The organism is Labrys okinawensis (genome assembly GCF_047345005.1).
Classification (GTDB): domain Bacteria; phylum Pseudomonadota; class Alphaproteobacteria; order Rhizobiales; family Labraceae; genus Labrys; species Labrys okinawensis.
In genome coordinates, this window is sequence record NZ_CP178864.1 from 6,414,058 (window position 1) to 6,436,718 (window position 22,661).

Here is a 22,661-nt window from a genome sequence, read left to right on the forward strand (position 1 = left end):
AATAACTTAGATGGCGTCCCGGAAGGGATTCGAACCCCTGACCTACGGTTTAGGAAACCGTTGCTCTATCCTGCTGAGCTACCGGGACAGGCCGGGGAAGACGAAAGCCTGTTCGGGGTCGAAAGGTCAAGCGGTTTTGTCGTCATGATATGCGGGAAAGGCTTTCCTCCCCGAAACAGGAGATGGCGCGAGGCATCGTTCCCGAAACTTTGGCCTGGGGTCGGGTCACACCGCCCACGGCGGACCCAGCCATTCGCGTAGTGCCGCGTTCATGCGGGTCTGCCAGCCACGGCCGGTGGCGCGGAACATGGAAACGACGTCGATATCCAGATCGATCGTAACGCGCTCCTTCGATTTCATAGTCGGGCGCAGGCGTGCTGTTACATTGCGTTCCAATGATTTTGCCCGAGCGGAAGGGGAAGACGACTCGGCAATTTCAACTCTATCGAAATCCATTCTTATCTCTCGTTGCGTGAACTGATTATCAATACTTACGCTAGGTATCATAGTCCGTTGCGGCAGTCGATATCCGGAGCGGCGCCTGTCAGGACGATAAAACGATTTACCAAATTCGCCGCTCGCGCCGCGGCACACGGTAAATCATTCAGGAAGTGAATATAGATATTGCAAAAAGCCGGCTTCATATCCCCATACGGACAGCCATCCGACAATAGAAACTTCAATACTCCATATTGAGTCAGGAGGTTGAGATGTTCGAGCGATTCAAGCCCGCAAATAATACCGCAAGCGAAAAAACGCTTTGCTTTACCTTGACGTAAGGTCCCGTGTCGTCGTTTACGTTCATCTGGTGCAGGCTCGCACCACCTCATCGGCCGCTGGATTGACTACATGGCTCCACGCCAAACAGCAGTTAATGGCCTTTGCGCAAGGTTGTCTGGCATTTCGGCAAGAACCTCTCCTCTTTAGTATTTACGCCGCCTTTTGTCGTCTTCTCGACAAGATGGGTAATTTCCGCAACGAGAGGATTCCTGCTCGCGGGCATGATTCGCCCTCGCCAGAGATAGACCTGACGCACGCGTCAACTCGACAATGGTTACGAGATTGTCGATTTGTCGGTGTGAGTTGACGCGAAAGTCAACCACGTTCCGGCGGGATCGCCGCAAGGGCCACCCAGCCGAAGTCGAGCAGCGGCAGCGCCGATGCGATGAAGCTGGTGCATTCGCCTACCAGGCCGGGACCATGGATAGCGGCTTCGGCCAGAGGGTGCCGCACCACGATGGATTTGAGCTTCAGCGCGGCAACGAGATCGGCGTCGACGATGCCGGCGGCTTCGCGCGGCGGGCGTTTGAGGCTCCATTGCTGATCGAAGGAGAGACCTGCCCCGGAAAGGCTGGCGCTCATGCCGCGGAAGCGTTCCGGACCGGCAATGATGGCCTGGCGAAAGGCGGCGAGTTGCTTCGGCTCGAGATCGTAAAAGCCAGCGGCGGCGAAGCAGCCTTCCGGGGCGATATGGATGTAGAAGAGGCCGGGATCGCTCTTGCTGCCGGACCGCGTCATGACCGCGCCCGCGTGGGTCTTGAAGGGGCGCTTGTCCTTGGCAAAGCGTACATCGCGGTGGATGCGGAAAATGGAACCCTTGGGCGAGCCGCGCATCGGCAGGCCTTCGGCGCTGCACGCCTCGTTCAGTGCGGTGATGAAGGCACCGAGCGGACCGAGCACATGGGCCTCATAGAGGTCGCGGTTCTCCTGGAACCAGGTCCGGTCCTGGTGGAAATCGAGCGCCCGGAAAAAGCGTAGCGCCTTGTCGCCGAAGCCGGTGAAGGAAGGGGCTGGCTTGGACATGGGAAATACCAGGGAGAATCAACGTAGGATTGCGGCTCACTAGATTGCATGCGCGCGCCTCCACGTCACGAGACTTGGAACGCGGCTCTCCTCTCCGGGACTGGTGGCCTCTTGTTCGTCCGCTCCCCAAGCCATCGGCCCAAAGCGGCGGGCCGGGAAGATCAGGCCCTCAGGTTAGACCCCGGCGGTAGACAGGATGGTTAGAGCGGGCTGGCAAGATGCGGGCGGTCCCGGGAAGTATGCCGCATCCTGCCGACACAGAATCCCGTTATAGAGGAACATTCCTCAGCATCTGGTGTGAGCCATGTCCCCTGATCCGATCACCCACGGCCCTGGCGGCAAGGAGCGGGCGCGCGGGCTTGGATTGCCGTTCGTCAGCCCGACCGGACCGTGCAATGCGATCACCGACGTGATGGGTATCGCCGTCGGCATGAGCACGCTGATCCAGGGCCAGAGCATCCGCACCGGCGTCACGGCCGTGCTGCCGCGCATGGCGGCGGGCCTGATGGAGCCGGTCTGGGCCGGCTTCTTCGCCCTCAACGGCAATGGCGAGATGACGGGCACGCATTGGATCGAGGAAGCCGGCTGCTTCACCGGGCCGGTGCTGATCACCAACACCATGTCGGTTGGCATGGCCCATCACGGGTTGGTGCATTGGCTGGCCCGGCGCTTTCCGGCCGAGCTTGCCGATGATTTCTGGCCGTTGCCGGTGGTGGCCGAGACCTATGACGGCTATCTCAACGACATTGCCAGGCTTGCGGTGACGCAGACTGATGTCGCTGCCGCGCTCGACGGGGCCGCCTCCGGCCCGGTGCCCGAGGGCAATGTCGGCGGCGGCACAGGCATGATCGCATATGAGTGGAAGGGCGGCACAGGCACGGCCTCGCGGCTGGTAGCGATAGGAGACGACATCTTCACCGTGGGCGTGCTGGTGCAGGCCAATCATGGCCGCCGACCGTGGTTCCGTATTGCCGGAGCGCCGGTGGGCGAGCGCCTGCCCGGAGGTGCCTTCCGCCGGCGGGAGCAAGGCTCGATCATCGCCATCATCGCCACCGATGCACCATTGCTTCCCACGCAATTGAAGCGCCTCGCCCGTCGTGCGGGCCTTGGTGTCGGGCGAGGCGGCACGCCCGCAAGCAACTCCTCCGGCGACATCTTCCTCGCCTTCACCACCGCCAATGGCCAGGGCAGGCTGCCGGAACCGCCGCGGCTGAGCTTCGCAGCGGTGTCGAACGATCTCCTCGACGGGCTGTTCCTCGCGGTCGTCGAGGGCGTGGAGGAGGCGGTGGTGAACGCCATGCTGGCCGCGGAAACCATGAAGGGCCGGCAGGGGCGCGTGATCGAGGCGATCGACCATGAGGCGCTGCTGAGGGCAATGAGGGGATAATCGGGAGCGCCGACTCTGCGGCTGGTTCCTGGCATCGCAGGCATCGCTGCCCATGGGCGCTAACTTTTGTCGATGAGGGCACTGGCTTGGAGCAACCTTAATCGACTTGGGTTTTTGGGGTCCAAATTGAGCCTCGGATAAGGACGGCTCTGGCGATGATGAGAAGCTTACGCATTGCGGCGATGACGGCGACCTTTGTCTCCTTTCCTTTTGCCTTAAGACGGTCGTAGAGGACCTTCAGGTCGGGGTTCCACTGAGTGGCGGCAGCCAGGGTTGGCAAATAAAGGGCGTTGCGAATGTTCTTTCTGCCACCTGCGATTGAGCGAGTGCCGCGCACGGTGGCGCTGTCGTTGTTGAAGGGGGCGACGCCGACGAGAGAAGCGATCTGGGTCGGCTCCAGATGCACCAGTTCGGGCAATCGGATGATCAGGACGAGGGCACTGTAATCGCCGATGCCGGGAATGGAGAGTAGGAGCTTGAAGGCCTTGTCGAGGTCGCCATGGGCTCGCAGTTCCTTCTTCAAGGCAGCGAGCTCTTGCTTGGCCCTGGCCTTGAAGCTTGTGATATCGGCTTTGATCTTGGCGATAAGACCTGTGTCGCGATAACGATCCAGACGCCCCTGCAGGCGGATGGCATCCTCGCGCGCTTGTTCGAGAAAGAGCAGTTTCTCGGCAAAACGGGCCAATCTGGCATCTGAGAACGCGGGTTTTTGCTCCCCCAAGGCCGTGAAGCGGGCAATCAAGACGGCATCGATGACGTCCGTCTTGGCCCTCTTGAGCTGCATCTTGCGGTAGAGCTTGATCTGGGCGGGCTGGTGCTGGGCGATCGCGAAGCCGGCTTCCTGCAAGGCCTGGATTAAATCGAAGCCGTAGCTGCCGGTGGCCTCCACGCCAACCAGGCTTACCTGCTGGCGCTTGAGGAAGGCGATGATCTGGGCAAAGCCCGCAGGCTCGTTGCTGGCTTCCAGCCGCTCCTCATCCTTGTCCAACCCGACATCGAGCTTGGCCTTGCCGATGTCGATTCCTGCAACGTTCATGCTACCATGAGATGTCTTCATTTGGCCCTGCCTTGTGTGCGAACCCAAGGTTCTGGCAACCTTCCGGGTCGATTGAAGAGGCCGTCCGACGATCAAGCTCCAAGACAGGCCCAAGCCTGGTGGCGATCACGATCCGAACGAACGGCCGCCATGGGCTGGGTGGCCACCCAGCCCATGGCACTCCTCACGAAGCAGCACAACTAAAGCACATCCCAATTACACAAGTGGCGATCTCCGATCGCCAATCTTGGAAACGATGTGTTTGCCGATGAAGAAGATGGCGATCGGAGATCGCCACTCCGCGTTCCCTGCACCTTTTCCGCAAGGTTAGCGCTCATAGGCATCCCAGCCTGCTCTCGGAAACGACTCGTGTGCAGAAGGGAAGAGCAGGCTGCCGCCACAACCATCGAGATGGCTGCGGCTGAGATGCCTGCGGTCCCAGGGAGCTACCCCCGGCGCCTGCGTTCTCTTCCACCGCGCCCGGTCTCTCCATCCCCGCCACGCTTGAAGGTGATACCCAACTCCGCCTCCAGATGCGGGAAGGGGTCGGATTTGTGCGGAATAGCCATGGCGCTGACGAAATGGGCCTGAAAGGAGGGCTCGATCGCCGTTTCGATCTTCTCGATCTTGCGTACCACCTCCTCGATCTCCCTGCGGGCCGAAGCGTTGAGCAGGGCGATGCGGGCGCCCGTGCCGGCGGCGTTGCCCGCGGAGCCGACCTTGTCGAGCTCGCAATCCGGCACCAGGCCGAGGATCATGGCGTGCTTGACGTCGATATGGCTGCCGAAGGCGCCGGCCAGCGTGATGCGGTCGACTGCTCCAACGCCGTAATGGTCCATCAGCAGGCGCACGCCGGCGTAGAGCGCGGCCTTGCCGAGCTGGATGGCGCGTACGTCGTTCTGGGTGACGGCGATGCGCGGCTCGCCCTCGCGGATGAGATAGCGGAAGGTGCGCCCATCTTCTTCGACGCGTGGCGTGCGCGCGGCCATCGCACCATCCACCACGCCGTCGGGCGTGATCAGCCCGGCAAGCAGCATCTCGGCGATGGCCTCGATGATACCGGAGCCGCAGATGCCGGTGACGCCAAGACTGGCGGTTTCCTCGGGAAAGCCCGGCTCATCCGACCAGAGGTCGCAGCCGATCACCTTGAAGCGCGGCTCCAGCGTTGCCGGATCGATTCGCACGCGCTCGATGGCACCGGGCGCGGCGCGCTGGCCGGAGGAGATCTGGCCGCCCTCGAAGGCCGGCCCGGTGGGCGAGGAGCAGGCGAGCAGGCGCTCGCGATTGCCGAGCACGATCTCCGCATTGGTGCCGACATCGACCAGCAGCGAGACTTCCGGCTTCAGATAAGGCCCTTCGGAGAGCACCACGCCCGCCGTGTCGGCGCCGACATGGCCGGCGATGCAGGGCAGCACATAGACATAGGCGCCGCTCGAAAGCGGCAGGTTGAGGTGGGCCGCACGCGTCTGGTAGGCGCCGTCGATCGTGAGCGCGAAGGGCGCGCCGCCGAGTTCGGTCGGATCGAGCCCGAGGAAAAGGTGATGCATAATCGGGTTGGCGACGACGGTCATCTCGAGGATGTCGTTCGAAATCAGCCCGACCTCTTTCGTCACCGCGGTAGCGATCTCGCCGATCGCCTCGCGCACGGCATTGGTGAGCTCGACATCGCCGCCCGGATTCATCATCACATAGGAAACACGGCTCATCACGTCTTCGCCGAAGCGGATCTGCGGGTTCATGATGCCGGAGGAGGCCAGCACCTCGCCGCTGGCAAGGTCGCACAGATGCGCAGCGATGGTGGTGGAGCCGATGTCGACGGCGAGGCCGACACCCTGCTCATGCAGGCCCGGCCAGACGCCGACGATCTCGCGCTTGTGGCGGACGGCCACGGTCACCGACCATTTGCCGTCGCGCAGGGCTTTCTGCAGGAGGCGCAGCGATTCCAGCGGGGCGGTGATGTCCTTCAGCTGCCATTGTTCTTCCAGCGCCTCCTGCAGGCGGCGAAAGTCGCTCGAGGGATCGTGCATGTCGGGCTCGCGCACCTCGACATAATGCAGCGCCACGACCGGCTCGATGGCGATGTCGCGGATCGCGGCGCTCTTGCGCACCACCTGGCGATGGACCTGGCTGTCGGGCGGCACATCGATGACAACGTCGTTGCACACCCTGGCCTGGCAGCCCAGGCGCCTGCCTTCCTGCAGCAGCCCGCGCTTGGAGACGTAGCGCGCTTCCACCGCGTTCCACCCGGTGACATGCTCGGGCGCGGAATTGATGCCGAGCTTGGGGAACTTGCCCTCGCCCACCTCGACCTGGCAGCGTCCGCAGATGCCGCGCCCGCCGCAGACCGAATCGAGGTCGACGCCGAGCTTGCGCGCCGCTTCAAGCACCGAGGTGCCCTCCGGGAAACGACCGCGTTTACCGGAAGGCGCAAAGAAGACGAGGGGGTTGGTCATCGGCAGGTATTCCTGGGTGCGCGGACATCTTGTCCGCATACCCTTCTTAAAAAACGATTAGTTTCCGAGGTGCGGATCGTCCGGCACTCTTGGAGTGTCGTAGGCGTCTGCACCCCCCGGAAATCTCCCCCCATCACCTCCATTGGAGATGATGGGGGGAATGAGCTGGGAGGAGGGTTTAGACCTCAACCACTTAAGTACTCGTCATCAAAAGTGCAGCCCCAAAAAGTGCACGGTGCTCTTCCTGGGACCGCCGGCTCACCCGCGCGCGCGCCGGCGTTCGCGGCGGCCGGCACCGGCGGCAGCCTCGGCGCCTTCGGGGGTCGGCTCGCGGAACTTCTTGATCCAGCTCATGCAGTTCGGGTCATGGCCCATCACCACGTCGGCGCCGAGAATCGCCTGGATGTCTTCGAGGTGCAGCGGGTTCATGATCGCCGAGGTCATGCCGGCACCGATCATCATCGGCAGGAAGGAGGCGTTGAGGCCGCGGCGGTTCGGAAGGCCGAAGGAGAAGTTGGAGGCACCACAGGTGGTGTTGACCTTGAGCTCGCCCTGCAGGCGACGCAGCAGATGCATCAGCTTCAGGCCGGCATCATTGATGGCGCCGACCGGCATGACCAGCGGATCGACCACGATGTCCTCGCGCGGAATGCCGTAATCGGCGGCGCGCTCGACGATCTTCCTGGCGACCTCGTAACGCACGTCCGGATCCTCAGAAATGCCGGTCTCGTCATTGGAGATGGCAACGACGGCCGCACCATACTTTTTCACCAGCGGCAGCACGCGCTCCAGGCGCTCTTCCTCGCCGGTGACCGAATTGACCAGGGGCTTGCCCTTGTAAACGGCAAGGCCGGCTTCGAGCGCCTCGACGATGGACGAGTCGATCGACAGCGGCACATCGACGGTGTCCTGCACCAGCTTGATGCATTCGGCCAGGATCTTCGGCTCATCGGCGAGCGGAATGCCGGCATTGACGTCGAGCATCTGGGCACCAGCCTCGACCTGGGCGAGTGCATCGGAGACCACGCGCGAGTAATCGCCGGCGGCCATCTCGGCGGCAAGGAGCTTGCGGCCGGTGGGGTTGATGCGCTCGCCGATCATCACGAAGCGCTTGTCAAAGCCCAACACCACCTTTTTCTTGTCCGAAGTGATAACCGTTTCGGTCATGGTCTGTCCGTTCCGCCCAGAGGAATTGTAACCGTCTAATTAGGGTCGCTGATACGATAGCCGCTAGCCTGCAAGCGACGGGATTTGGCGCTGCTGGGAGCGCTACTTCCCGTGCTTACGCCCGAAATCCGGTTCCGCCGTCTCCTGGCCGAGATCGATGATCGAGCGGCGCACCGCCCGTGTACGCGTGAACAGCTCGAACAGCTTGTCGCCCTCCCCCCAGCGGATCGCCCTCTGCAGATAGGCAAGATCCTCCGAGAAGCGCCCCAGCACCTCCAGCACGGCCTTCCGGTTGTTGAGGAAGACGTCGCGCCACATGGTCGGATCGGAGGCGGCAATGCGCGTGAAGTCGCGGAAGCCGCCCGCGGAGAACTTGATGACCTCCGATTCCGTCACCGTCTCCAGGTCATCCGCCGTGCCGACGATGTTGTAGGCGATGAGATGCGGCACATGGCTGGTGACGGCAAGCACCAGATCATGGTGCTCGGGCGTCATGCATTCGACCTTGGAGCCGAGCTTCTCCCAGAACTCGCGGTAGAGCGCCAGCTTGGCCTGGTCGATATCCTCGGCCGGGGTGAAGATGCACCAGCGATTGCCGAACAGGGCGGCAAAGCCGGCATCGGGGCCGGAATACTCGGTGCCGGCCACCGGATGGGCGGGAATGAAATGCACGTGAGGCGGCAGGAAGGGCGTCATCTGCGCCACCACCGCGCCCTTTACCGAGCCGGTGTCGGAGACCACGGCACCAGCTTTCAGATGGGTCCCGATCACCTCGGCAACGGACCCGAAGGCACCCGAGGGCACGCAGAGGATGACGCAGTCCGCGCCTTCGACGGCGGCTGCAAGATCCTGCGTGACGATATCGGCGATGCCGAGTTCCTCGACGCGCTTCACAACCTTCTCGCTGAGATCGGCCGCCACCAGCGAGCGTGCCAGCCCCCGCTCGCGGGAAGCACGCAGGATGGAGGAGCCGATCAGGCCGATGCCGATCACGCAGAGGCGGTCGAAGAAGATGGAGACGTCGGACATGGGGCTCCTTGGATATCCAGCCTTCTGTGCACGATGGGGCGGGGGAAGGCAACCTGGGAGCGCGGGCATCCTACGGCGCTCAAGTGAGTGTCGTAGGACGTCCGCGCTCCCGGCATTACCCCCGCTTCGGGATCTCCAGCCCGCGCTGCACCGCCGGCCGCCGGAGGCAGCGCTCCAGCCAGCCGGGTACACGCCTGAAGCTGGCATAGTCCACAAGTTCGCCCGCGCCATAGAAACCGATGAGATTGCGCACCCAGCCAAGCATGGAGATGTCGGCGATGGAGTAGTCGGCGCCCATGATATAGTCGCGGCCTTCGAGGCGCGTCTCGATCACGCCGAGCAGGCGCTTGGACTCGGCGCGGTAGCGCTCCAGCGGACGCTTGTCCTCGATGTCCTTGCCTGCGAATTTGTGGAAGAAGCCGAGCTGGCCGAACATCGGGCCGATGAACGCCATCTGGAAGAACACCCACTCGATGGTCTCATAGCGCCCCGCCGCGTCGGCGGGAATGAGCTTGCCAGTCTTCTCGGCGAGATAGAGCAGGATGGCGCCGGATTCGAACAGGCCGAGGGGCTTGTCGCCGGGACCATGCGGATCGATGATCGCCGGGATCTTGCCGTTCGGATTGAGAGCCAGATATTCCGGCGTCCAGCTCTCGTTCTTGCCGATATCGATAAGGTGCGGCTCGTACGGCAGCCCTGTCTCCTCAAGCATGATCGAGACCTTCACGCCATTCGGCGTCGGCAGGGAATAGAGCTGGATGATGTCGGGGTTCTTGGCCGGCCAGCGGCTGGCGACGGGGAAAGCGGATAGATCTGACATGCTTATTTCCTCGAAAAATCAACGATACCGTCATTGCGAACGGCGCGAAGCAATCCGGACTCACACAGCAATGACGGATGGGAGGCGGTACACAGACTAACGAGTCAAGAATTCCTTCAGCGCTTTCACCACCAGCTGGTTCGCCTCTTCGGGGCCGACGGTGAGGCGCAGGGCGTTGGGCAGACCGTAGGCGTCGATGCGGCGCAGCACCAGGCCGCGCTGCGTGAGGAAGGCATCGGCATCCCCAGCGCTGCGTCCGGGCTCGGGCGGGAAGCTCACCATCACGAAGTTGCCGACCGAAGGCGTCACCGTCAGCCCGAGGGCACTGAGTTCCTGTGTCAGCCAGGCCAGCCATCTGTCGTTGTGCGCGATGGCGGCGGCGACATGCGCCTCGTCCCCGATCGCCGCGATGCCGGCCGCCATGGCAGGACCGGAGACGTTGAAGGGACCGCGAATGCGATTCAGTGCCTCGATCACCGCCGGCGGACCGACCATCCAGCCGAGGCGCAGATTGGCCAGGCCGTGGATCTTCGAGAAGGTCCGGCACATCACGACATTGGCCGATGTCGCCACCAGTTCGAGGCCCGATTCGTAGTCGTTCGCGCGCACATACTCGGCGTAGGCGGCATCGAGCACGAGCAGGATGTCGGCCCGCAGCCCTGCATGCAGGCGCTTTACCTCGTCGAAGGGCAGATAAGTGCCCGTGGGGTTGTTCGGATTGGCGAGGAAAACGAGCTTCGTCTTGTCCGTCACCTTGGCAAGCAAGGCATCGACATCGGCGGTGTAATTGGTCTCAGGCGCGGCGACGGGCGTGGCGCCGGCCGCGAGCGTGACGATCTTATAGACCAGAAAGCCGTGCTCGCTATGGAGGGCCTCGTCGCCCGGCCCGAGATAGGCATAGGCAAGGAGCGAGAGCAATTCGTCCGAACCGGCGCCGCATAGGAGGCGGGCGGGATCGAGCCCATAGCGGCTCGCAATGGCGGCGCGCAGGACCTTGGAAGAGCCTTCCGGGTAAAGCGCCAGCTTTTCGCCGGCGGCGACATAAGCCGCCTTCGCCTTGGGGCTGGCGCCAAGCGGGGTCTCGTTGGAGGAAAGCTTCCAGACCTTGACGCCCTCGGGCGCACTCGACTTGCCCGGCACATAGGCATCGATGGTAAGCACGCCGGGGCGGGGGACAGGACCGTTCATATGGAGATTCCGGGCAAATTAGACACGATTTGTGGCGAGAGGCGGACCAAAGCCTCCCCAGCTTCGTGGGGGAGGCTTCGCGTCGCACCCTTATTGATCACCCCTTGCCCCCGTCCGGCAGCACAAAGGCCGGCGCGTGGGAGCCGATGGGCTCGAGGCTGGTGCCGGCGGGCAGGGCTTCGGCGAGCGCCACCACGGTCTGCCCCGGATGGAGCGCCACCAGCAGCGCCGCACCGGCGTGGGCGGGAATGCTCCAGCCATGCGGCAACTTGGCCGGCGCCTCAGGCAGCACGGCCGAGACAAGGCGCACATCGTTCGAGGAAGGAGGCTCGTCGATCGGCTTCGACAGCACGTAGGTCGGCAAGGCGGCGGGATGGTCGGCACGCTCGACGAAGGGCAGCCGCGCGATGATCTTCGGCGCCGTCTCGCCCTCCAGCGCCCGCCACCAGGCTCCGGGAGCGGCCACCGGCACCAGGCCGAGATCGCCGCGCGAATGGCTGAGCGCCTGGATCACATCGCCGGCATCGTCATGCGTCTCATAGGGCACCACGAAACCGAAATGGAAGCGCGCCACGTCGCGCATCGCCGCATTGCCGAGCGAGATGTCGCCATGGACCGTGTAGGGCGCCTGCACATGGGTGAAGGTGGCGATGATAACCCGCCAGATCGATTCCACGATGTCGACAGGCAGGATGCCGTGATGGCGGCCGACGATCTCGCGCATCATCGAGGCCTCGCGCCCGGGCCGGAAAGCGGAACCCGACGCCTGCGAACGCTTGATGGTGATGAGTTGGTCGATGATGTCGCCCCGCTCCATCAGGAGCTTGTGCATGCCTGCGTCGATGCGATCGATTTCTTGGCGGAGATCGGCAAGGCTGGGCGCCGGCGTCTGTGTCATGGCTGCAATCGGGAGACCGGATGTGGGGGAGCTTGTCATAGGCGGCAAGGCCGGGGATGGCAACCTTCGCGCATAGGTAGCGGATCGCCTGATCTTACAGTAATGGTTTGCAATAAACGGGAGAGACACGTTTCTCGTGCAGTATTCCTTAATGGCAATCTACCAGAGCACCCATGCTCGCACGCGTTAGTTGCATAAAGTGAGCAGTATTTTGTCGTAGGACTCATGAGTATTCGTTACTTCACGACTTATCACGAACGCTTTACCGTACCTAATCTTCATAATTTCGGCAAAATCTAAGCGCCAACGTGGCGGTGGAGGGGCTAGTAATATTAGAGGATCTGCTCATGAGAATTTTGATTACGACAGCCATTGCCGCCGCTGGTCTGGTTATTGCCGCTTCCAGCGCTTATGCCGATGGCATCACCGATTTCTGGTCGCTCCAGAAGGGCTATGGCTATGACGCGGCGACCGCGCCTGCCGCACCCGCCGGCTGGCCGCTTTATCAGAAGTGGCTCGGCCCGGAGCCGGCGGCCGCGACGGCCGCCCAGCCCACCACCATTCACCATGCCACTCTGCGCCGTACCCGCCACGGCAAGGTGATCGAGCCGACCCACGGCTGATATCGAGCCTCATGGAGCTTGAGGGGGCGGAGGCTTGTGCCGCCCCTTTTTGTTTGGACTGATGAAGCGCCCTGCGGGGCGCTTTTTTGTTGGATACGCGCGGCCCTTTGAGGCGGACCCATCGCAGAAGCGATCAATTGACGCCCCGGCGCCGCTTTCACCAGGCATCGCCAATAATGAAGAAACGCGCGCTAGGGTCGAGACTCAATCAGAGCCACCAGGTGACGGCAGCAGCGAGGTATACGCCGGCAGCGAAGACGATAGCGAGTTTGTCATAGCGTGTTGCGATGCGCCGCCAGTCCTTGAGCCTGCAGAACATACGTTCGATAAGATTTCTGTCTCTGTAGAGGGTGGATAGAAGGGATGAGGTCGCTTGCGGGTTGGATTGTTGGGTATGACCGGCCGAGTTCCGCGCTCCAGCAAGAATTGGCGGAGGCCATCGCTGTCATAGGCAGTGTCTGCCGCACACAAGGCGGCTGGCGGCAAAGAAGCGAGCAAAGGCAGGGCTACTCTGACATCGCCCAATTGGCCGGGGGTCACTTCGAAGGCTATTGGTCGTCCCCAACCGTCTACAACGGCATGGATTTTGGTCGTGCGGCCAGCGCGTGAGCGCCCGATCGCTTGAATTTGGTCCCCCCTTTTCCGCCAGCGGCGGAACGATGGGCCTTGGCGGTTGTGGAGTCGATCATCTGCGCCTCGCCAGGAGTAACCTCGATCAAGGCGAGGAACAGGCGACGCCAAATTCCCTGCATCGTCCAACGTCGAAAGCGATTATAGACGGTGGTCGCCGGACCGTACCGAGCTGGGCAATCTTGCCAGCGGCACCCACTTTTGAGAACGTGGACAATACCGCTGATGACCCGGCGATCATCGACCCGATGCGCGCCGGATCGATGCTTCGGCAAGAGTGGCTCAATCCTCGCCCATTGATCGTCACTGAACCAGAACTCATTCGCCATGATCCAAGCTCCAAGCTCCATTCAAAGCTTTGAATCACATTGGAAAAATTCTTTCAATAGCTTGAATGAGTTTCGACCCTAAGCCTCGAGCCCCACCTCCGCCAGTGCCGCCTTCTGCCGCTGGGCCACCTCTTCGGTCGAGAAATTTTCGATCGCCGCCTCGAACAGGCGGTGAAAGTTGAGCTCGGCCTTGAGATGCAGGAACACGCCGCCGAGGCCGATGGCGGCGCGGTCCATGAAGACGAATTCGCGCGGCACCGTCACCGGCCCGTTCTCCTTCAGCGCCTGGTGCACCGTGTACGCCTCACGCCTGCCATATTCTGCCGGCGAAACGCCGTCGGCAATGGTGCGCACGCGATCGTCGAGCAGGGGACCGAAGATGAAGCGCGCCCAGACATTCAGCGTTTCGATCAAGTCCTTCGAGAGGTTGTGGAAGCCCCAGGTCTCATACGCGGAAACGATGCGTTCCGGCTCGCCCTGCAACAGGCCGCGGTAGAGATCGACCACGCCGCCGACAAAGGCGGGCGGGAAAATGCGGATGCAACCATAGTCGAGGAGATTGATGCCCGCCGCCTCGCCGTGCTCGCTGAAAACCGTATAATTGCCCAGATGCGGATCGCCATGGATGATGCCGATATGGGCGAAGGGCTGCCACCAGGCGCCGAACATCGCCGCGGCGAGGCGGTTGCGCACGTCAAGCCCGGCATCCTTGAAGGCGAGGATGCGCTCGCCCGTCAGCCAGTCCATTGTGAGCAGGCGCCCGGTGGAAAGCTCCGGCCACACGCGTGGTGCGCGTATATCCGAAATGCCGAGCGTGGCGAAGGCGTTGCGGTAGAGCGCGGTGTGCTTGGCCTCGCGGCGATAGTCGAGCTCCTCGCGCACGCGCTCGCTAATCTCGTGATAGATCTCGCGGGTGTCGATGGCCGGGTCGAAGCGCCGGTGCAGGGCGAACAGGACCTGAAGCTGGGAAAGATCCGCCTCCACGGCGGACTGCATATCGGCATATTGCAGCTTGCAGGCGAGCGGCGTGCCGTCCTTGGCGGTGGCGCGGTGCACCTGGCCGAGCGAGGCCGCCGCAGCCGGCTCGTGCTCGAAGCTGCCGAAGCGCTCCGCCCAGGCCGGGCCGAGCTCGGCGATCATGCGCCGCTTGACGAAGGCCCAGCCCATCGGCGGCGCCTGGCTCTGCAGCTTGGAGAGCTCGGCGGCATAATCGGGCGGCAGGGCATCGGGAATGGTGGAAAGGAGCTGGCCGACCTTCATCAGCGGGCCCTTGAGCCCACCGAGTGCACGCGCCAGCGCCGCCGCGTTGGAACCGGAGGAACCGCCCCCCACCAGCCTGGCACCGGCCATACGCGCCGCCACGCCGCCGACATTCACGCCCACCTTGGCATAACGCCTGGCCCGCGCGGAAAGCCGGTTCGCTTCATCATCACGCTCGGCCATGCTGTACTCCGACGGTAAGACGTCCTGGTTGCGCCTTGTAGATAGGGCGGCGGGGGCGAAGTGCAAAGCGGCGCGGTGGCGCACCCGGGATTACCTCCCCGTCCGCTTCAGCCTGACGATCGCCGCCTCCAGCGCCTGCAGGAAAGCCGAACGGTCCTTCTGGGAGAACGGCCGGGGACCGCCTGTGATCTCGCCGGTGGAGCGCAACTCGTCCATCAGGTTGCGGGTGGCGAGGGCCATGCCGATCGAGGCGTCGGTGAAAGGCTTGCCGGTGGCCGAGAGCACGCTCGCGCCGGCCTTCACGCAGCGGGCGGCGAGCGGAATGTCGCTGGTGACGACCACGCCGGCGGGCGAGGCGCGTTCGGCGATCCAGTCGTCTGCGATATCCGGGCCGGCGCTCACCAGCACGAATTCCACCAGCGGATCGCGCGGCACCCGCATGAAGCTGTTGGCAACGACATAGGTCTTCAGCCCGTGCCGCCCGGCCACGCGGTAGACCTCGTCCTTGACGGGGCAGGCGTCGGCGTCGACGAAGATTTCGATGGTCATGGCGAGGCGATAGCGCATCGGCACGTCGGAAGCGAGCCCCCTGCGGCGCAGGTTGGGAGCGGCGCCTTTCCAAAAACAATTCCCCGCCCATGGCAAAATACTTTATGCAGGCGGCCACATTGGATCGCTGAGACCTTGAACAAACCTCCCATTCCCACCCGCCGCAGCGCTGCGGCTGCCCGCCTCGAAGCACCTGGCCTTGCCGCCCGCGCTCTCGCCGTCAAGGCCGTCGACGGCGTGCTCGGCCAGGACATCGCGCTGGAAGACGCCTTCGAGAGCGCCAGCCTGGAGCCGCGCGACCTCGCGCTGGCACGCATGATCGCCGGCGTTTCCATGCGCCGCTATGGCAGCATCGGCACCATTCTCGACAGCCTGCTTGCCAGGGGCATGCCGCGCAAGTCAGGGCCGCTGGAGGCGATCCTGATCACCGCCGTGGCGCAAATCCTCTTCCTCGACGTGCCCGACCATGCCGCCGTGGACCTTGCCGTGCGCCTTGCTCGCCAGGACGACCGCGCCCAGGCCTTTTCGGGCCTCGCCAATGCCGTGCTGCGCAAGGTTTCGGCGACCAAGCAGGAGCGCCTCGCCGCCCTGCCGCCCGAGGCCGACACCCCCGCCTGGCTGTTCGAGCGCTGGCGCCGGCAATATGGCGAGGCGACGGCGCAGGCCATCATCGCCGTCCAGCGTGTCGAACCGGCACTCGACCTCACCGTGAAGGCCGATGCCGCCGGCTGGGCCGAGCGTCTGGGCGGGCGCGTGCTGCCGACGGGCTCGCTGCGCCTGTCCCATACCGGCCCGATACGGGCGCTGGAGGGCTATGAGGAAGGCGCCTGGTGGGTGCAGGACGCCGCCGCCGCCTTGCCCGCGCGCCTGGTCGGCAAGGTGGAGGGCCTGCGCGTCGCCGATCTCTGCGCCGCTCCCGGCGGCAAGACGGCGCAGTTCGCGGCCGCCGGCGCGAAGGTTACGGCCGTCGACAGGTCGCAGCCCCGCCTCGAGCGCCTGCGCGAAAACCTCAAGCGCCTCGATCTCCCGGCCGAGGTGGTGGTGTCGGACGTGCTCTCCTGGAAGGCCGAGCCCTTCGACGCCATCCTGCTCGACGCGCCCTGCAGCGCCACCGGCACCATCCGCCGCCATCCGGACGTGGCCTGGAGCAAGTCGGCCGAAGACATCGGCGCGGTGGCCGACCTGCAGCGCCGCATGCTCGGCCGCATGGCGGGGCTCCTGAAGCCCGGCGGCCTGCTGGTCTATTGCACCTGCTCGCTGGAAGCGGAGGAAGGCGAGCAGCAGATCGCGCGGTTCCTTGAAAAGCACGACCGCTTCCGCCTGGAGCCAGTGACGGCTGCGGAGATCGGCGGGCTCGAGGGCGCGGTGACACCAGAAGGCACGCTGCGCACGCTGCCGTCCCTGCTGCCGGACGAGGATGCGGCGATGGCAGGGATGGACGGGTTCTTCGCGGCGAAGCTGCGGTATTTGGGGTAACCACACGGACAGGGCGCGACTCGCCTCCCCCACGAAGCTGGGGGAGGCCCACGTCGTGCCCTTGAAATTCGGCGATATCATGCCAGCATTACGTTATGGAAGAGCTCCGCCCGTACCGGCAATCGGCCCGCAAATTCGCTCGTTCCCTGCGTTCCAATATGACCAGGGGCGAGGAAATACTCTGGCATGAGTTGCGTCGGAGCCAGCTTGGCGTCCGCTTCCGGCGTGACATGCCTCTCGGCCCCTACTTCCCGGACTTCGTCAGCACGGCTATTCGGCTAGTGATTGAGGTCGATGGGCGCACGCATAACGAAGAAGCTGCCAAGCTTCGCGACAACGAGCGACAGGACTGGCTCGAACGAAACGGATGGCGCGTTCTGCGTTTCAGGGATGACATTATTATTGGCGGCTCACTCATTGTCGTCGAGACCATTCGAACTGCTGTTCAGGAAGAGCTTGCCAAGCGGAACCGACCCTGAGCCCTTTCCTTGCAGGCATCAGCCCGTCGGGCCACACCCCCTCCGACCTCACTTCGTTCGGCCACCTCCCCCAGCTTCGTGGGGGAGGCTCGCGGCGCACGCTTGGCTTGATCCTCTCACCTCACTCCCCTCTCCCCTTCCCCCCAAAACTTAACCCAACCGCCCGTTTTCACACCCCAAAGGCTTGCGCGAAGCTCCCGTAGCGTTCAACAAGGGGCAGTTGTAGACAGGCGGGCGCCGCCCCGTCTCTTTCCTGGAGGTATGCATCAAGGATGAGCCGAGGCACTCTGGGCCCCAAGCTCCGTCTCTCCATGCATGCAGCCGGCGAAACCGGCCGCGCCCTGCTGACGCGTGTCTACCTCTCGCCCTTCATGCGCTGGCGCTTCGGGCGCAGCGAGCCTGAGAAGCTGGTGCTGGCGCCGCAGGACCTGCGCGCCTCCGATCCCACGCGCGCCACCGAGTTCATTGCCGGCCGCTACACCTTCGCCGGCAAGACCATCGTGCTCAACGAGGTCTCGCCCTTCGCGGTGGCCCCGCCCTCCCCGGCCTGGCGCGAGACGCTGCTCGGCTTCACCTGGCTGCGGCACCTGCGCGCCGCCGACGGCCTGGCCGGCAAGCAGACGGCGCGCCGTCTGGTCTCCGATTTCGTGCGCTCGAACCTGCGCTTCCAGCCGGAGGCGCTCGACCCCCTGCTCACGGCCCGCCGCCTGCTCTCCTGGGTGAGCATGGCGCCGATGGTGCTGGATGGCGCCGACCGCGGCTTCTACAAGGCCTTCATCCGCGCCATCGCCTGGCAGGCGAGCTATCTCCTCCATGCCGGGCGCAACACCACCGATGGCATGCCCCGCCTGCTCTGCGCCGTGGCGGTGATGCAGGTGAGCCTCTGCCTGACCGACAAGGTGAGCCTGCGCCGCCCGGCCCAGCGCTGGCTGGTCGGCGAGCTCACCCGCCAGATCCTCTCGGACGGGATCCATATCAGCCGCAACCCGCAGGCCAATATCGAGCTCCTGCTCGACCTCCTGCCGCTGCGCCAGTCCTTCTCGGCGCGCAACGCGGTGGCCCCGCCCGAGCTCCTCGGCGCCATCGACCGCATGATGCCGATGCTGCGCTTCTTCCGCCACGCGGATGGCGCCTTTGCCGCCTTCAACGGCATGGGCTACACGCAGAGCCACCTGATCGCCACCCTGCTCGCCTATGACGATGCCCGTGGCAAGCCCGTGCAGAACGCCCCCCATGGCGGCTACCAGCGCGTCGAGGGCCACGGCGCCGTGCTGCTCGTGGATACCGGCCTGCCGCCGCCGATCAACGTCTCGCAGGAAGCCCATGCCGGCACGCTCTCCTTCGAGTTCTCGGCCGACAATTTCCGCATCGTGGTCAATTGCGGCGCCCCCGCGGCCGGCCGCGAGAACTGGCGCCACCTCGCCCGCTCCACCGGCGCGCACTCGACGGCGATCGTCAACGACGCCTCCTCCAGCCATTTCGCCGGCGGCACACGCAAGCCCGGCATGGGCGGCCGCGCCATCCTCTCCGGCCCCAAGCATGTGCCGGTGCAGCGCGACACCACGCCCACCGCCGTGACGCTGACATCGAGCCATGACGGCTATCGCCACGATTTCGGGCTGATCCACAAGCGCGAGCTGACGCTGAGCCAGATCACCGGCGCGCTGGAAGGCCGCGACAGCTTCCTCGACCACCATGGCGGCCGCTGGCTGGGCAAGCAGCCCGTGCTGCTGCGCTTCCACCTCCACCCGGCTGTGGCCGCCCGCCCGGCCAATGGCGACACCCAGATCGTGATCACCCTGCCCAACGGCAAGGAATGGCTGTTCCTGGCCGACGTGCCATTCACGCTGGCGGAGACGGCGCATCTGGCGAACCCCGAGGGGCCGAGAAGATCGGTGCAGATCGTGATGACGCTGCCGGAGGGGGAGCACACGATGAGCTGGGCGTTCCTGCCGGCGGATCCGGTGTGAGGCGTGGCGCGGCTTGCATGGAGGCGATTGAGATCATGGTTGCTGCAGGCCAGATCGCTAAGGAAGAAGCGCTCCGTCATCCCCGGCGCGCGTAGCGCGGGAAGGGGATCCAGGGGCCACGAGTGATACCCTTTAGCCCCTGGATCCCCTTCCTTTCGCCCTCTCTCGCCGTCACAAGCAAGAGCTTGTGACGCGCTCGCGAGTGGCTCAACCGGGGATGACAGCGCGCTAATTCTCTAACGATCCACAAGCGTCGGACTCTCTCGCCTCCGCCGCCTTCTCACCGCCATAGCCAAGCGCTCGCGTTCCCACGCCCTTTCCGGCTGGGTTGATGAGGAGACCGGGCGATGGCGGCTGCGGGGCAGCCGTGAAAGCAGGATCATGGAAGATGCAGGCCGCACTGTCGATGCGAGCCGCCATCGCCCCGTTCCGGCGGCCCGGCACGCTGACAAGGCGCGCACGGCCACCTGTTTTTTCCGCCTTCTGAAGGCGGAGGCGAGCCGGGAGCCGATGGCACGGACCATCCGAACCCGAACCCAGCCGGCTCGGCAAAGGGGCTGAGCGACGTCCGTCCTGGCCGGACGGTGGCATCAGCCGTCTTCACCGCATCGGCGGGAGGTGGGACGAAGGCGTTGCCGGGCTCAAGCCCTTCACGCTCCGTCCAGGGATCCAGGGCACTTCCATGGGGTGCCGATCCCGTCTGTCCCGCTCGTCACCCCTGGCGGCCGGCTTCGAAGGAAGCAGGACCGCCGCATGCGCCTATCGCCTGGACAGGCCGCTGGGGTGGATGGAGGCGTTCGGGGCCGGGTTGTACAGACCCCGGCCGCTGACGCCTCATTCCGTTACGGAATAAAGCATGGGAACAAATGAAAGTCAATATCCGTTCGTTCTATGTTAAACCGAATCCAACGCCTGTCTCATCCGCGGGGTAGGATGCCACGCAGAGCACCATCGATTGACACGAGCACCGACGAGCGGTTTGACCGGGTCAGCAAGGGATCGCTTGAGACAAGCGCTTCCAGCGCCGCGCCTCTCCTGCAATCTCAACACCGACATTCCGATTCCCTTCTTTATCAAAGCCACTTGTCCGCGTGCCTCCCAACGCTCGCAAAGGTGCACTGCTTCCGGATCAGGGCGTTTTAACGTCCGATTGGACGCCAGAAATCTAGTCAAGTTGTTGCCGGTACTATTACGGTCCTTGTCTATAATTCTATTTCGGAGCTCGTTAGGGTCCTGTTGGCACCGACAAGAAAACCAATTTTACGGGCAATTATTCACCATCTTATAAGCTGGCCTATTATCTGGTGGTCGCAATTCTGCAGGTAATTGGCGGATAGATTGACTGTGTTCCATTGATATTGCTACTGATACGGTCTTGAAGCGATCCCAGGGCTGGAAATGCGCAGGGTGTCCGACACTCCGTCGTCAGAAATGCGCGCCCTGACCCGATAAGAGCATTCCCATACGTAAATAAGTCTGGTTATTTATTTGAACTGTTGCAGCGCGGTGACAGTTTTTCTGAAAATTCTTGTTTATGAATAGGAAACACAAAGTTTTTAGTGTCGCGTGAAGTTTCAGGTGAACATTTACGCTAGGTTTATGGCTGTCTTAAGAATCGGCAGGGGATGTGGAAGTGCGCCGCTTTTGGAGAAAGTTTAGGTTTCTCAAAGAGGCAGCAGTGAGGGCCGGTGAAGTCGCGGACGGTGGCTTAGTACCTCCCGGACTCCTCGACAATACCCGCGAGCTGGTCTCCATCTATGATGACAAGCTGACGCTTACGCAGTGTGGGGCGCGCCTCAAGACTTTGCGTGGCGATCGGATGTCGATCGGTGCGAGTTTGTTCGACATCTATCCAGAATTCGCAACGGGCGAGGCTCGGAAGGCGCTTGACAGAGCACTTTTCGCCAAAGCTCCAGCGATCCTCAACCTTGCCACCGCATCTAAGCGGGAAGTGGAAGTCCGCGTATTTCCAACGGCGGCTGGGATTGGCCTGATCGAGTCAGCGGAAGTCGCGATGGTCTCGGCGGAAGCTGACCATAGCAAGCTGCTGCACCAGGCTACCCACGATGTATTGACCGGCCTTCAAAATCGGCAGCGCCTGAGTGATCGACTTAAGGAGATCCTGGCCACGCACAACGGAGTGCGTGAGCGTTCGGCTCTGCTTCAGATCGATCTTGATGATTTTAAGTCGGTCAACGATACACTGGGACACGGCACTGGTGACGCGCTGCTCAAGCTCGCCGCGAACCGAATACGCGGCGTGCTACAAGAGGGTGACTCCGCATACCGCTACGCTGGCGATGAATTTGCGATCATCCAATACGGCAAAGATCCGAGCGAAGCAGAGAGTGTGGCGCAGGCCCTTGTCGATGCTTTCAAGGCTCCTTTTATCATCAATGAAATGCCACTCTTCGTGGGCGCCAGCGTTGGCATCGCGTTCGGCCCGCAACATGGTGGGCAAGGCGAGGAACTTATGAAGGCGGCGGATATTGCCCTGTATGCCGCCAAGGGGGATGGTCGGGGTTGTGCCCGGGTCTTTAATCGCTCAATGCTGCTTTTGATCGAGCAACGAGAAAATCTCCGGCGCAGCCTGCGGTTGGCGTTGGAGCGGCAGGAACTTCTACTTGAGTACCAACCGATGCTACGCTCATCGGGACAGGTTGTCGGCTTCGAAGCGCTGGTACGTTGGGACCACCCGGAAGTTGGACGGATAACACCAAATGTGTTCATTCCCATTGCCGAAGCAGACGGATTGATGGAAGAGATCGGGCGCTGGGTATTGGAGGAGGCTTGTCGGCAGGCGATGACCTGGCCGGACTCTCTGAGTATCGCCGTCAACCTATCGCCAGCGCAGTTCCTCGGTGGCACCCTCACCGACGTCGTGGCCCAGGTCATCGACAGCACAGGTATCAGAGCCGACCGAATTGAACTGGAAATCACTGAATCTGTTTTGCTGGAAGAGACGGTCGATAACCTGGACACCCTGAACACCCTTAATGTGTTGGGCATTCGCATCTCCCTGGACGACTTCGGCACGCGCTATTCGTCGCTCAGCTATCTCAAGAATTTTCCTTTCGACTCATTGAAGATAGACCAGTACTTCATTCGGGATGTCGAGAGAGAGCGGAAGAGTCAGACAATTGTGCGGACAATAATTGGCATGGCGCATGGTTTGGACATGATCGTGACGGCCGAGGGGGTCGAGACGGCCCCGCAGGCTCAATGGCTAATCAACGAGGGCTGTGACCTACTCCAGGGCCACCATCTCGGCCAGGTCATGAGTGCGGAGAAGGCGCGGATGTACGCGTCGAAGGCCGGAGCCTCGCGCAGGCGCCGCGAGCGTATCAACTGAAGTCAACACCTACTCGCCGGGCATCGCAA

Annotated in this window: 18 protein-coding genes, 1 tRNA gene and 1 pseudogene; 6 read left to right on the forward strand and 14 right to left on the reverse strand. The window is 63.2% G+C overall.

Annotation, left to right across the window (positions count from 1 at the left end):
- Nucleotides 1–11: 11 nt before the first annotated feature.
- From ACMDCR_RS29810 to ACMDCR_RS29820, 3 genes are all read right to left on the reverse strand, one after another.
- Nucleotides 12–88, reverse strand: a tRNA-Arg gene (locus ACMDCR_RS29810).
- A 137-nt stretch (nt 89–225) separates the two neighbouring features.
- On the reverse strand, nt 226–360 hold the full coding sequence (locus tag ACMDCR_RS29815) for a BrnA antitoxin family protein (RefSeq protein WP_413993763.1): 135 nt from the start codon (nt 358–360) through the stop codon (nt 226–228).
- Nucleotides 361–1,095: 735 nt separating this feature from the next.
- Nucleotides 1,096–1,803 carry a DUF2461 domain-containing protein gene (locus tag ACMDCR_RS29820; protein ID WP_413990081.1) on the reverse strand — a complete coding sequence of 236 codons (708 nt, stop codon included), beginning with the start codon at nt 1,801–1,803 and terminating at the stop codon, nt 1,096–1,098.
- Nucleotides 1,804–2,107: 304 nt separating this feature from the next.
- On the opposite strand from ACMDCR_RS29820, the gene ACMDCR_RS29825 reads away from it, so the two are divergent.
- A complete protein-coding gene (locus ACMDCR_RS29825; protein ID WP_413990082.1) occupies nt 2,108–3,190 on the forward strand; it encodes a P1 family peptidase in 1,083 nt (360 codons plus the stop codon).
- Nucleotides 3,191–3,287: 97 nt separating this feature from the next.
- Here the strand turns inward: ACMDCR_RS29825 and ACMDCR_RS29830 are convergent, their stop codons facing one another.
- The 7 genes from ACMDCR_RS29830 to ACMDCR_RS29860 form a co-directional block, all read right to left on the reverse strand.
- Nucleotides 3,288–4,226: an IS110 family transposase gene (locus tag ACMDCR_RS29830; RefSeq protein WP_413990083.1), complete on the reverse strand. Its 939-nt coding sequence runs from the start codon at nt 4,224–4,226 to the stop codon at nt 3,288–3,290.
- A gap of 446 nt (nt 4,227–4,672) precedes the next feature.
- Nucleotides 4,673–6,679, reverse strand: a complete 2,007-nt coding sequence (locus ACMDCR_RS29835; protein WP_413990084.1) for an ASKHA domain-containing protein — start codon at nt 6,677–6,679, stop codon at nt 4,673–4,675.
- Between the two features lie 258 nt (nt 6,680–6,937).
- Complete coding sequence (locus ACMDCR_RS29840) at nt 6,938–7,846, reverse strand: methyltetrahydrofolate cobalamin methyltransferase (RefSeq protein ID WP_413990085.1); 909 nt, start codon at nt 7,844–7,846, stop codon at nt 6,938–6,940.
- Nucleotides 7,847–7,948: 102 nt separating this feature from the next.
- Nucleotides 7,949–8,875 (reverse strand): prephenate/arogenate dehydrogenase family protein, encoded by a 927-nt coding sequence (locus tag ACMDCR_RS29845; protein WP_413990086.1) that lies wholly within the window; start codon nt 8,873–8,875, stop codon nt 7,949–7,951.
- A gap of 115 nt (nt 8,876–8,990) precedes the next feature.
- Entirely contained in the window at nt 8,991–9,695 is a 705-nt protein-coding gene (locus ACMDCR_RS29850; RefSeq protein ID WP_413990087.1) for a glutathione S-transferase N-terminal domain-containing protein, read from the reverse strand.
- Nucleotides 9,696–9,791: 96 nt separating this feature from the next.
- Nucleotides 9,792–10,883, reverse strand: a complete 1,092-nt coding sequence (gene hisC, locus ACMDCR_RS29855; RefSeq protein ID WP_413990088.1) for a histidinol-phosphate transaminase — start codon at nt 10,881–10,883, stop codon at nt 9,792–9,794.
- A 97-nt stretch (nt 10,884–10,980) separates the two neighbouring features.
- Entirely contained in the window at nt 10,981–11,781 is an 801-nt protein-coding gene (locus ACMDCR_RS29860) for a chorismate mutase (protein WP_413990089.1), read from the reverse strand.
- A gap of 347 nt (nt 11,782–12,128) precedes the next feature.
- Here ACMDCR_RS29860 and ACMDCR_RS29865 point away from each other — a divergent pair, with 347 nt between their 5' ends.
- Nucleotides 12,129–12,404, forward strand: coding sequence for a hypothetical protein (locus tag ACMDCR_RS29865; protein ID WP_413990090.1), 276 nt, complete (start codon nt 12,129–12,131; stop codon nt 12,402–12,404).
- Nucleotides 12,405–12,612: 208 nt separating this feature from the next.
- On the opposite strand, the pseudogene ACMDCR_RS29870 reads toward ACMDCR_RS29865, so the two are convergent.
- The 4 genes and pseudogenes from ACMDCR_RS29870 to ACMDCR_RS29885 all read right to left on the reverse strand — a co-directional run bounded on the left by ACMDCR_RS29870 (nt 12,613) and on the right by ACMDCR_RS29885 (nt 15,373).
- Nucleotides 12,613–13,031 (reverse strand): annotated as a pseudogene (locus ACMDCR_RS29870) (IS5 family transposase).
- The gene (locus ACMDCR_RS29875; protein WP_413990091.1) at nt 12,974–13,363 is read right to left on the reverse strand and encodes an IS5 family transposase; all 390 of its coding nucleotides are present in this window, start codon (nt 13,361–13,363) and stop codon (nt 12,974–12,976) included. The pseudogene ACMDCR_RS29870 and the gene ACMDCR_RS29875 overlap by 58 nt, the downstream one beginning before the upstream one ends.
- 78 nt (nt 13,364–13,441) lie before the next feature.
- Entirely contained in the window at nt 13,442–14,806 is a 1,365-nt protein-coding gene (locus ACMDCR_RS29880) for an ABC1 kinase family protein (RefSeq protein WP_413990092.1), read from the reverse strand.
- A 90-nt stretch (nt 14,807–14,896) separates the two neighbouring features.
- Nucleotides 14,897–15,373 carry a YaiI/YqxD family protein gene (locus ACMDCR_RS29885; protein WP_413990093.1) on the reverse strand — a complete coding sequence of 159 codons (477 nt, stop codon included), beginning with the start codon at nt 15,371–15,373 and terminating at the stop codon, nt 14,897–14,899.
- Between the two features lie 117 nt (nt 15,374–15,490).
- On the opposite strand from ACMDCR_RS29885, the gene ACMDCR_RS29890 reads away from it, so the two are divergent.
- The 4 genes from ACMDCR_RS29890 to ACMDCR_RS29905 all read left to right on the forward strand — a co-directional run bounded on the left by ACMDCR_RS29890 (nt 15,491) and on the right by ACMDCR_RS29905 (nt 22,632).
- Nucleotides 15,491–16,831: an RsmB/NOP family class I SAM-dependent RNA methyltransferase gene (locus ACMDCR_RS29890; RefSeq protein ID WP_413990094.1), complete on the forward strand. Its 1,341-nt coding sequence runs from the start codon at nt 15,491–15,493 to the stop codon at nt 16,829–16,831.
- 95 nt (nt 16,832–16,926) lie between these two features.
- Entirely contained in the window at nt 16,927–17,310 is a 384-nt protein-coding gene (locus ACMDCR_RS29895) for an endonuclease domain-containing protein (protein WP_413990095.1), read from the forward strand.
- 272 nt (nt 17,311–17,582) lie between these two features.
- Nucleotides 17,583–19,280, forward strand: a complete 1,698-nt coding sequence (locus ACMDCR_RS29900; RefSeq protein WP_413990096.1) for a heparinase II/III family protein — start codon at nt 17,583–17,585, stop codon at nt 19,278–19,280.
- Nucleotides 19,281–20,958: 1,678 nt separating this feature from the next.
- Nucleotides 20,959–22,632 carry a putative bifunctional diguanylate cyclase/phosphodiesterase gene (locus ACMDCR_RS29905; RefSeq protein WP_413990097.1) on the forward strand — a complete coding sequence of 558 codons (1,674 nt, stop codon included), beginning with the start codon at nt 20,959–20,961 and terminating at the stop codon, nt 22,630–22,632.
- Nucleotides 22,633–22,661: the final 29 nt, after the last annotated feature.

Excerpts from the sequence above, each read along its gene's own strand:
- hisC (WP_413990088.1), bottom strand. The coding sequence starts at position 10,883 with ATGAACGGTCCTGTCCCCCGCCCCGGCGTGCTTACCATCGATGCCTAT.
- ACMDCR_RS29880 (WP_413990092.1), bottom strand. The coding sequence starts at position 14,806 with ATGGCCGAGCGTGATGATGAAGCGAACCGGCTTTCCGCGCGGGCCAGG.
- ACMDCR_RS29865 (WP_413990090.1), top strand. The coding sequence starts at position 12,129 with ATGAGAATTTTGATTACGACAGCCATTGCCGCCGCTGGTCTGGTTATT.
- ACMDCR_RS29840 (WP_413990085.1), bottom strand. The coding sequence starts at position 7,846 with ATGACCGAAACGGTTATCACTTCGGACAAGAAAAAGGTGGTGTTGGGC.
- ACMDCR_RS29820 (WP_413990081.1), bottom strand. The coding sequence starts at position 1,803 with ATGTCCAAGCCAGCCCCTTCCTTCACCGGCTTCGGCGACAAGGCGCTA.
- ACMDCR_RS29845 (WP_413990086.1), bottom strand. The coding sequence starts at position 8,875 with ATGTCCGACGTCTCCATCTTCTTCGACCGCCTCTGCGTGATCGGCATC.
- ACMDCR_RS29885 (WP_413990093.1), bottom strand. The coding sequence starts at position 15,373 with ATGCGCTATCGCCTCGCCATGACCATCGAAATCTTCGTCGACGCCGAC.
- ACMDCR_RS29895 (WP_413990095.1), top strand. The coding sequence starts at position 16,927 with ATGGAAGAGCTCCGCCCGTACCGGCAATCGGCCCGCAAATTCGCTCGT.
- ACMDCR_RS29815 (WP_413993763.1), bottom strand. The coding sequence starts at position 360 with ATGAAATCGAAGGAGCGCGTTACGATCGATCTGGATATCGACGTCGTT.
- ACMDCR_RS29850 (WP_413990087.1), bottom strand. The coding sequence starts at position 9,695 with ATGTCAGATCTATCCGCTTTCCCCGTCGCCAGCCGCTGGCCGGCCAAG.
- ACMDCR_RS29900 (WP_413990096.1), top strand. The coding sequence starts at position 17,583 with ATGAGCCGAGGCACTCTGGGCCCCAAGCTCCGTCTCTCCATGCATGCA.
- ACMDCR_RS29860 (WP_413990089.1), bottom strand. The coding sequence starts at position 11,781 with ATGACACAGACGCCGGCGCCCAGCCTTGCCGATCTCCGCCAAGAAATC.
- ACMDCR_RS29830 (WP_413990083.1), bottom strand. The coding sequence starts at position 4,226 with ATGAACGTTGCAGGAATCGACATCGGCAAGGCCAAGCTCGATGTCGGG.
- ACMDCR_RS29875 (WP_413990091.1), bottom strand. The coding sequence starts at position 13,363 with ATGGCGAATGAGTTCTGGTTCAGTGACGATCAATGGGCGAGGATTGAG.
- ACMDCR_RS29835 (WP_413990084.1), bottom strand. The coding sequence starts at position 6,679 with ATGACCAACCCCCTCGTCTTCTTTGCGCCTTCCGGTAAACGCGGTCGT.
- ACMDCR_RS29825 (WP_413990082.1), top strand. The coding sequence starts at position 2,108 with ATGTCCCCTGATCCGATCACCCACGGCCCTGGCGGCAAGGAGCGGGCG.